Source organism: Nostoc sp. KVJ20, assembly GCF_001712795.1.
GTDB lineage: Bacteria > Cyanobacteriota > Cyanobacteriia > Cyanobacteriales > Nostocaceae > Nostoc.
Genome location: NZ_KV757765.1, coordinates 4,371 through 6,913, shown reverse-complemented (window position 1 = coordinate 6,913; position 2,543 = coordinate 4,371). Strand labels below are relative to the sequence as shown.

The window sequence follows — 2,543 nt, the reverse complement described above, 5'->3', positions numbered from 1 at the left end:
ATTTTTTGGGAAAATTTATCGGCGTACCACGAATTAGTAGAGGTTATATGCCTTTTAAAACATTGAAAAAGAATACAAAAATCAGAATTAAAAAGTAACAGGGAACAGAGGAATCCCCAGAATTAAAGAAGTAGGTTGAGAGTCAAAATTCACTCCGTCAGGGGTGATGCCCTGAGCTTGTCGTCAAGCCTGCGGCATAGCTACGCTTAGGGCGTAGCTTATCCAAGAGTTGGGTCATAATTCAGGAATGTAATAGACCGAAAAAGCGGTGCTTCGTAGCATCTCCGGCTCTGCTCCTGAATTCTTCTTGAATTTCTCATTTTCTACCGTTCCCACTTAAGAGTTAAGAGTTCCCTGTTTTGTAACAGTAAATAATTTAAATCATCCACCAATAATAGATAATTTGTACCTTCATAATGAAAACTCCGAAACAATCTAAATATCCAGATAAATTAGGTAAGAAAAAATTAGAAAAAGAGCAAATTGAGTTTGCTAAAGTCTTGACTCCCTTTGAGGACATTATTCATTTAGCAGGGATTTGTAACTTGAATTTAGGCGGGAGAAAAGGCATAGGTGCATTGATTCTCAAAAAAGGCGAATCTATTCAGATTAAATTTTGTTTTGATTGTTTAGGGATTCATCCGAATTTAGCCAATGAACAAATATTACCGATATTCGAGGGTATAGAAGCCGGACTTAAGGAAATCCCAGAGCAAGAATCAATGACCATACATTTTGGTTCATTTACTTCGGATTATGAACGGCAACAAGAACTTAAGCAAATTGAGAATACTTGTTCAGTCGAACAACTTAAACTCTTGATTCGTAGTGAAAGATTAAGAATCAAAGGATTAACCAAAAGTGGAATCCGAAAAAACAAATTCTTGAGGTTATGGTGTACTTATACTGTTGCTTCTGATGAGGAACGAAATCAAGATTTTGTTGAGTCTATTATTAAACAATTGGAGAAAATATGGTACAAATTCACTGGAGAGATTCACTACATTAATAATACCAGGATTGAAAATATTCTGCAAAATTCATTTAATGATGGTTTTCAATCATGGGAGAATTTGCTGAGTAATAAGATGAAATTAGGGATTAAAGCTTTGAGTCCTGAAGAACTCTGGACGGTAATCTGGCAGCAGTTTAACCATTCTCCACCAACAGCAATCCCAAATCCCTTAAAAATAGATGAAATAAATGGATTAATTGAAACCCAAACAAGTGATTTTCACATCCGGCATCATTTACTAGAAGATGAGCAGTCTTTACCATTTTTGGATCGTCAATGGGTAAAAATCCAAGATAAATATATTGGAGCGCTGAATTTTAGTCAAAAACCAGGGGGCTGGATAGACGAACAGGGACAACTAAGATATCTCTGGTCACTGATATCTAGAGATAGTATTTTCGATACTGAAATCATCTGTCAAGTTACGAAAGCTAACCAAGGAATCACAAAAACTAATCTGCAAAGGCTAACTAAACAATCGATTACTTCTACGACATTATCCAGTGATAAAGGTAATATTGATGTCAAGTCGGGACTGAATATTGAGTCAGCAGTAGAAGCCCAAAAGACGATTTACAAAGGAAATGTTGTCGTACACACGGCTGTAGTTTTTCTGGTACACCGTCAATCAACACGCTCTTTAGATGAAGCTTGCCGTTATCTTGCGAGTTACTTCTTGCGTCCGGCGGCAGTTGACCGAGAAATAGAATACGCTTGGAAGACATGGTTGCAGTGTTGTCCATTTGTTTGGGAACCACTGTTAACCAAGCCTTTTAACCGCAGACTGCCATATTTTAGTTCGGAAGCACCAGGGCTGATGCCTTTGATCCGCACAGCCACAGGAGATCGGACTGGGTTTGAGTTAATTGCAGAAGAGGGCGGAACACCTGTATATCTAGACTTGTACCAAAATCACAAGAATCTAGCTGTTTTCGGTGCAACTCGTTCGGGGAAATCAGTACTGGTAGCTGGAATTCTTACACCAGCACTTGCCCAAGATATCCCAGTTGTCGCTTTAGATTACCCCAAACCAGATGGTACATCTACCTTCACTGACTACACTAATTTGTTGGGGAAAGACGGGGCTTACTTTGATATTTCTAAAGAATACAACAATCTTTTTGAGTTACCGAATTTGCAAGGGCTAGAACCAGAAATTATCAATGAAAGATTGAATGATTTCAAGGAATTTTTGAAATCGGTGCTGATGACAATGGTGATTGGAACTAGCATGGTTGGGGTTAGTCCTGGGATGATTACCAATATTGAGTCAATCATTGCTTTAACATTAAAAATATTTTTCAACGATGATGAAATCAAAATGCGCTATAAGTTAGCGCTCTTATCAGGAGTGGGAACTAAGGCATGGGCAGAGACTCCAACACTGCAAGACTTTTACAAATACTGTTCCCCAGCCTTTATTAAATTAGATTCTATTGCCAGTAACAGTCGAGACATCATGGAAGCTTTAGAACAAATTCGACTGAGACTTAATTACTGGTTAACCACAAGAGTTGGACAGTCAATT

At 38.0% G+C, this 2,543-nt stretch carries 1 protein-coding gene; it reads left to right on the top strand.

Annotation, left to right across the window (positions count from 1 at the left end):
- Positions 1-416: 416 nt before the first annotated feature.
- On the top strand, positions 417-2,543 hold a 2,127-nt coding region (locus A4S05_RS35940), incomplete at its 3' end, for a hypothetical protein (RefSeq protein ID WP_256091384.1).